Genomic DNA, 6886 nt, shown 5'->3' on the forward strand with positions numbered 1-6886 from the left:
GTCGCGGTCTTTCGAGAGATCGAACTTGGCGATCAGCTGCTTGGCAAGCGAGCCACGCACCCCCTCGCCGATCAGCGTGTATTTGCCGAGCAGCGCCATGCCGCGGGCAAAGTTCGGACCCGGCTCGCCGTTGCGCTCGACGCCCATGTCGCCGGTGGCGACGCCGATGACCGCACCTTCGTCGTTGTAGAGCACTTCGGTTGCGGCAAAGCCCGGATAGATCTCGACGCCCAGCGCTTCGGCGTGGCTTGCCAGCCACCGACAGACGTTGCCGAGCGAGACGATGTAGTTGCCGTGATTGTTCATCAGCGGCGGCATCAGGATGTTCGGCAGGCGGATCGAGCCGGCGGGACCCAGGAGCAGGAAGTGGTCGTCCTTGACCTCCGTCTTGAATGGATGGTCGGCCTCGTCGCGCCAGCCCGGCAGCAGCCGGTCAATGCCGATTGGATCGACGACGGCGCCTGACAGGATATGCGCGCCGACCTCGGCGCCCTTCTCGAGAACGACCACCGACAGTTCCGGATTGACCTGCTTTAACCGGATCGCAGCGGCAAGACCGGCCGGCCCCGCGCCGACGATCACGACGTCGAACTCCATGCTCTCGCGCTCGGGCAGATCTTGCTCGGTCATTCCGTCTCTCCAGTCTCACCGGTCTTCTGCCGGCTCCGTTCCCAGGACATGTCATCCCGTCATGGCAAATGCAGTTTGGCTTGTCGAGCCGGGATGCGACAGACGATGCCCGCTTTTGCGCATGAGGTCATGAGTTTAGGGCAAATGTCTATATGACGTGTACGTAAACGTAAATACATCAATTTGTCGCGTGACGACGCTATTGAGCCTGCGGCCTTGCTTTTGCCGAAGAGCCGTGCGACGAGGCCGCCGCCCTACCGGCGGCATGCGCCGGCACACCCCATTCGCAATCGGCACTCGGCAAGGCGCTTTTCGGCGCCGGGACGACGTGCCTTTTGTCGTCGCGGTACCGGCTGCCTCCATACAGGACGGCGGCCCTACAGAATTCAAGTTGCGTTGCGCGCCACCGGCTTCAAACCGGGCGGCGCAGCGACGCCAGACGCAAGGAGAGACACCCATGGCCAAGGCACTGGGCTTTGATTTCGGCACGACCAATTCGGTTCTCGCAGTCGCGGCCGGCGATACCACCCGTTCGATGCAGTTCGACAGCCTCGCCGGCTCGACGGATGCCATGCGGACGGCCCTCTCCTTCATGAAGGACTCCCAGCTTGGCGCCCAGGCGCTGAAGGTCGAGGCGGGCCAGGCGGCGATCCGCGCCTTCATCGACAATCCGGGCGACTGCCGATTCCTGCAGTCGATCAAGACCTTTGCGGCAAGCCCCCTGTTCCAGGGCACCCAGGTCTATGCCAAGCGCCACAGCTTCGAGGATCTGATGCGGGTGTTCCTCACCAAGCTGCGCGACTATGCCGGCGATGGCTGGATGGACCAGTACAGCCGCATCGTCGTCGGCCGCCCGGTGCATTTCGCCGGCTCAAATCCCGATCCGGCGCTGGCGCTTGAGCGCTATGGGGCAGCCCTCTCCGAATTCGGCTTTCCCGAAGTCCACTATGTCTACGAGCCGGTGGCGGCCGCCTTCTACTTCGCCCAGAACCTGAAGCAGGATGCGACCGTGCTCGTCGCCGATTTCGGCGGCGGCACCACCGACTATTCACTGATCCGCTTCGAGACCAAGGCCGGGCGACTGACCGCGACCCCGATCGGCCATTCGGGCGTCGGTATCGCCGGCGACCATTTCGACTTCCGCATCATCGACAACGTCGTATCGCCGCTGATCGGAAAGGGGAGTCAGTTCAAGAGCTTCGACAAGCTGCTTGAAGTTCCATCGAACTACTACGCGAATTTCGGCCGCTGGAATCAGCTTTCGATCTTCAAGACATTGAAAGATTTCACCGATCTGAAGAAGCTCGTGCGCCAGAGCCTGGAGCCGGAAAAGCTTGAGGCCTTCATCGATCTGATCGAGCACGACGAGGGCTATCCGCTCTACAACGCGATCTCGGCAACGAAAATGCAACTGTCGAAGCAGGACGAGACCGAATTCTACTTCGCGCCTCTCGGCGAAATGTCGCGCCGCATCGTTCGTCGCAGCGACTTCGAAGGCTGGATTGCACCGGAGATCGCACGCATCGAAGGCGCGCTCGACGATGTGCTGCAGTCGACCTCGACCGCGCCCGAGACGATCGACAAGGTCTTCCTCACCGGTGGCACCTCCTTCGTGCCGGCGGTGCGCTCGATCTTCGAGCGCCGTTTCGATGCCAGTCGCATCGAGACCGGTGGCGAACTGCTTTCGATCGCCCACGGGCTGGCGCTGATCGGCGAGCACGACGACATCGCCCACTGGACGGCCAACGCCGCCTGAGACATGGGCGCCCGCTTCGCCGCAAAGGAGCGCAATGACCTTGGATAGGAAGGTGCCGGATTGGAAAACATGTTCCGGTCCGGCGCCTTATAGGCTAGGTTGGCGATCATGATTTCCGCCCAAGACCTCTCCCCGTCAGCACTTGCCGCCCTGCTCGCCTTCCATGCGGATGCAGGCGTCGAATGGCTGCTGGAAGAGGAGCCGGTCGACCGCTTCGCCGAGTTCGAGGCGATGAAGGCGGCGCGCGGCAATGGCCGCGCCGCAGCGACGGGCGGCGGCAGGGCGGAGGCCGTCTTCCAGCCGGCCGCTCCGCAGGCAACGGTCTCCCCTACCCCGACTCAGTCCCGCGATGTGCGCCCGTCGCTGCCGGCGGCGAGCGTGCCTCAGGTCGCCATTCCCGACGCCCAGGCCATTCAGGAGGCCCGCTTTGCGGCCGAATCGGCGCGGTCGCTCGCCGAACTCAGGGTGGCGATGGAGGGATTTGCCGGATGCAACCTCAGAAACAGCGCCCGCAATCTCGTCTTTGCCGAAGGCGATCCCGCAAGCGGCATCATGATCATCGGCCCGATGCCCTATGCCGACGACGATCGCGACGGACAGCCGTTTGCCGGCCGGCTCGGCGACATGCTCACCCGGATGCTCGCCGGTATCGGCCTTTCGCGGGAGACGGTGCTGCTCACAAATGTCGTGCCCTGGCGACCACCGGGCAATCGTGTGCCGACAGCGCGCGAGGCCGACATCTGCCGCCCGTTCATCGAACGGCAGATCGCCCTTGCCGAACCCAAGCAGTTGATGCTGCTCGGCAATTTCACCGCCCGCTTCTTCCTTGGCGGCAACGACACCATCCATCAGCTGCGCGGTGAATGGCGGGATCTTGCCATCGGCGGCATCACGGTGCCGACCCTTGCCACCCTGCACCCGCAGGACCTGGTGACGGCGCCCGTCAACAAGCGTTTTGCCTGGCAGGACCTGCTTGCATTCAAGGCCAGGATCCGCGGCTGACCAGCCGACGAACCTCGTCCAACGTCGCGGCTGCCGACGCCTGCCCGAATTGTGAACAAAGAATGAAGAAAGCCATGCGGTTTGCGCATATCAGCGGCGCATTATGACGCATTGCAAAATAGCATGCTGCATTGCAATATATTGACACGGGAGGACTGGATTTTAAGGAATTGAACCATGACTGCCCGCTTTCGTCCGATCCACAGCAGCTTTGAGACGCTCCGCCACACCGGCGCCGCGTACCGGACGCCGTTCAACCGCTTCGGCACGGCAGCCAACGAGCAGATGACCGCGATCGGCCTTGCCCGGACCACCCGTCCGTCGCAGCTCTTCGCCGACTTCATTCAGCGCTGATCTCACGCGATACGCGACGTCAGCGTGTCGCGTGCTGCACCGTTTTTATCAACCGCCGTCGAGACAAGGAACGAAACCATGACCAAGCCGATCGTTAGCCTCAAGGTCCTGTTCGATTCGATCTCCGACATCGGCACGGCCGTGCGTGCGTCGCGCGAATACACTGTTCTCAGCACCAAGAAGGACGCACGTCGCGCCCATCGCGTCGCCGTGAGCCCGCTTTTGCCGAACTGATCGCCACCAGCAACCAGCCGCACCGCCTTTTCGCCATCGCCTGTCGCAATCGACAGGGCGTCAAAAACTGGATAGAGCCACACTCGCTTTGACCCTGGAGTGTCGGGCTCGTCCGGTATCCGCCAGACGTTCCTTGCTCCTTCTGCGCCTATCCGCCGTCAACGTCGATGGCAGGGCGTCATGTTCTCAGGAGCGCCGATGCTGGCCAGCCTCGCTTCCGTCTTCAGCCTGATGGTATCGACCCTGCTCATGATGGTCGCCTTTGGCCTTCAGAGCTATGTCATCCCGGTGCGCTCGGTCGCCGAGAACTGGTCGACGCTGACGGTCTCAGTCATCGCCACCGGATACACGGTCGGTTTCACTCTCTCCTGTGTCATTACGCCCAAGTTCGTCCTGCGAGTCGGCCACGTGCGCGTCTTTACGGCGCTGATCACCCTGCTCTCGATCGCGATCCTGCTCTGCGGCCTCGTCGTCGACTGGCGCGCCTGGATCGCCTTCCGCGCCATTGCCGGCTTTGCCATCTCCGGCAGCTATCTCGTCATCGAAAGCTGGCTCAACGAGCGCGTCACCAACGAAAACCGCGGCCTTTTGTTCTCGCTCTATCTGATCACGACGATGGTCGGCACGATCGGCGGACAGTACATGGTGCCGCTCGGCGATCCGACCAACACGTCCCTCTTCATGCTGTGCAGCGTGCTGTTCTCGCTCGCCCTCCTGCCGACGGCGCTTTCCTCTTCGCCGATGCCGGCACCGCCTGCACAGGCAAGGTTCGACATCCCCGCGCTCTTTCGCCGTTCGCCGGTCGCCGTTATCGGCGGCTTTCTCGCCGGCGCGCTGTCCGGCGCCTGGCTGAACCTTGGCGGCGTCTTCACCCAGAAGATCGGCCTTTCCACCGCCGAGGGCGCGACGCTGCTGGCGTCGCTTCTGACCGGCAGCGCGATTTCGCAGATCCCGATCGGGCGGCTTTCCGACAAGATCGACCGGCGCATCGTCATGGTCGGCTGCGGCATCGTCGGCGTCGTGTCGTGCCTGTTGATGTCGGCGGCGATCGGCAGCCAGCCAACCACCCTCTACGCTATCGCCGCCCTCATCGGCTCGGTGCTGTTTCCGATCTATGCGCTGAACGTGGCGCATGCCAACGACCTCGCCAAGCCGAACGAATATGTCGAGACGTCGTCCGGCCTGATGATCACCTATGGTCTCGGCACGATCTCCGGCCCGCTGATGGTCGGCCCGGTCATGGACCGCTTCGGTCCGGCGGCGCTTTTTCTCGTGCTCGCGGTCTACTTCGCCCTTTATGGCGGCTACGCCGCCTGGCGCATCCTGCAGCGCGAACAGCACAAGGGCCTTGTCGCCAAGACCGATTTCCAGGCCACCAGCGTCATGCCGACGCCGGGGCCCGACGTCACGAGCCCGGTGGCTCAGCAAATGGCACAGGAGCCGCTGATTACCGACGACACGGTGCCGGCCTGGGAAAAGGTCAAGCCGTAAGGCGCACGTTTCACCCCTGCGGCGTCACGTGCTTGCGCGCGCCCTTGCGCTCGAGCCCCAGGCGATGCTCCCGGAAGATGATGAAGATGCCCGCCCCGACGACGATGGCCGTGCCGATCAGCATGGTCGCCGTCGGGATGTCGTCGAACAGGAAATAGCCGATGATCAGACCGAGGACGATCGAGGTGTACTCGAACGGCGCGATGGTCGACATGTCGGCATGGCGATAGCTTTCGGTCAGCAGGATCTGCGCCACCCCGCCGCAGAAGCCGGCAAACATCAGGAGCAGGAAGGCTTCGCGCGAGATGGAAGGCCAGCCGAAGGGCAAAGTCGCCAGCGAAAAGACCGAGGCTGACAGCGAAAAATAGAGCACGATCGTATGGGTTCGTTCGTTCTTGACGAGCTTGCGCACCAGCACCATCGCCACCGCTCCGAGTGCCGCCGACACCAGCACCGAGGCGGCTCCCAGGGCCTCGAGCGAACCGAAGCCGCCTTCCCGGAAAAGCGTCAGACGCGGCCAGGTGATGATCATCACTCCGACCAACCCGATCACCACGGCCGACCAGCGATAGAGCCTGACCGTTTCGCCGAGGAAGATCGCCGCAAAAGCGACGGCGATCAGCGGCATGGCGTAACCGATGCCGATTGCCTCCGGCAGCGGCAGATGGACAAGCCCGTAAAAGCCGAAGCTCATGGCCAGGATGCCGATGAAGCCACGGGCGATGTGGCCGGTAAAATCCTCGGTCTTGAACGCATCGCGCAATTGTCCGCGAAAGGCGAGATAGCCGAGGATCGGCACCATGGCGAAGGCGGAGCGATAGAACGTGATTTGCCCGGTGGCGATCCCGGTTCCCGCCGCCTTGATCAAGGTCGACATGCAAACGAAAATGACGACGGAAAGGACCTTGAGCAGGATCCCCTTCATCGGGCTTTCGACTTCGGCATCCATTGAGGGCACTTTTCGAGCAGAATCGCCGGCCGATGGCAGGCGCGAAGGCTGGCTGGGGAGGTTCGACGGAGACATCCGCCACAGGATCGTCCCACCTTAGCGACGCTTGCCAGGAAAGTCGGATCAAACTTCGTGATGTTCGGCGTTTTTTCTTGATCGATCGCGGTTCAGCACATCGATAGTCCGCTTTTCTTTAGCTGCTGCGAAAAAATCCTTTCCAATTCATGTCTTGTTAGTCCCACTTCGATACAGGTCAATCTGATAGGGGGAGCGGGAAGTACAGCGGACGCCATGTCTTTTCTGCCGGAAGTGCGGTCGCCGGCATCACGATTGCGTGGCAATATCCGGCTTTTCGCCCCTTGGCCTTTTCACCATCACAGGCGCCCACTACAAATTCTCCAGTAGAACGGCGCAAGCGGGACTGACCATGCGGACAAATACTGGCCAGATCATTCATCTGGAAGACTACC

General features: G+C 62.5%; 8 protein-coding genes. 5 read left to right on the forward strand and 3 right to left on the reverse strand.

The genetic code is table 11. The features are described 5' to 3' along the window. The coding region (locus VGO12_RS30460) for an NAD(P)/FAD-dependent oxidoreductase (RefSeq protein ID WP_327516470.1) at positions 1-630 on the reverse strand (630 nt) is incomplete at its 3' end. A 457-nt stretch (positions 631-1087) separates the two neighbouring features. Here VGO12_RS30460 and VGO12_RS30465 point away from each other — a divergent pair. The 5 genes from VGO12_RS30465 (at position 1088) to VGO12_RS30485 (ending at position 5467) form a co-directional block, all read left to right on the forward strand. After that, entirely contained in the window at positions 1088-2386 is a 1299-nt protein-coding gene (locus VGO12_RS30465) for an Hsp70 family protein (protein WP_327516471.1), read from the forward strand. Between the two features lie 108 nt (positions 2387-2494). After that, the gene (locus VGO12_RS30470; RefSeq protein WP_327516472.1) at positions 2495-3388 is read left to right on the forward strand and encodes a uracil-DNA glycosylase; all 894 of its coding nucleotides are present in this window, start codon (positions 2495-2497) and stop codon (positions 3386-3388) included. A gap of 177 nt (positions 3389-3565) precedes the next feature. After that, on the forward strand, positions 3566-3742 hold the full coding sequence (locus VGO12_RS30475) for a hypothetical protein (protein ID WP_327516473.1): 177 nt from the start codon (positions 3566-3568) through the stop codon (positions 3740-3742). A 78-nt stretch (positions 3743-3820) separates the two neighbouring features. Next, entirely contained in the window at positions 3821-3976 is a 156-nt protein-coding gene (locus VGO12_RS30480; RefSeq protein WP_327516474.1) for a hypothetical protein, read from the forward strand. 198 nt (positions 3977-4174) lie between these two features. Beyond that, positions 4175-5467, forward strand: a complete 1293-nt coding sequence (locus VGO12_RS30485) for an MFS transporter (RefSeq protein WP_327516475.1) — start codon at positions 4175-4177, stop codon at positions 5465-5467. A gap of 10 nt (positions 5468-5477) precedes the next feature. Here the strand turns inward: VGO12_RS30485 and VGO12_RS30490 are convergent, their stop codons facing one another. Beyond that, positions 5478-6416 (reverse strand): DMT family transporter, encoded by a 939-nt coding sequence (locus VGO12_RS30490; protein WP_327516476.1) that lies wholly within the window; start codon positions 6414-6416, stop codon positions 5478-5480. Between the two features lie 253 nt (positions 6417-6669). Beyond that, the coding region (locus VGO12_RS30495) for a hypothetical protein (protein WP_327516477.1) at positions 6670-6886 on the reverse strand (217 nt) is incomplete at its 5' end.

This window comes from Ensifer sp., from assembly GCF_035999135.1.
Classification (GTDB): Bacteria; Pseudomonadota; Alphaproteobacteria; order Rhizobiales; family Rhizobiaceae; genus Ensifer.

Bases quoted from the DNA above. Each gene is read 5' to 3' on its own strand.
- VGO12_RS30485 (WP_327516475.1), top strand. From the start codon at position 4,175: ATGCTGGCCAGCCTCGCTTCCGTCTTCAGCCTGATGGTATCGACCCTG.
- VGO12_RS30470 (WP_327516472.1), top strand. From the start codon at position 2,495: ATGATTTCCGCCCAAGACCTCTCCCCGTCAGCACTTGCCGCCCTGCTC.
- VGO12_RS30480 (WP_327516474.1), top strand. From the start codon at position 3,821: ATGACCAAGCCGATCGTTAGCCTCAAGGTCCTGTTCGATTCGATCTCC.
- VGO12_RS30465 (WP_327516471.1), top strand. From the start codon at position 1,088: ATGGCCAAGGCACTGGGCTTTGATTTCGGCACGACCAATTCGGTTCTC.
- VGO12_RS30490 (WP_327516476.1), bottom strand. From the start codon at position 6,416: ATGGATGCCGAAGTCGAAAGCCCGATGAAGGGGATCCTGCTCAAGGTC.
- VGO12_RS30475 (WP_327516473.1), top strand. From the start codon at position 3,566: ATGACTGCCCGCTTTCGTCCGATCCACAGCAGCTTTGAGACGCTCCGC.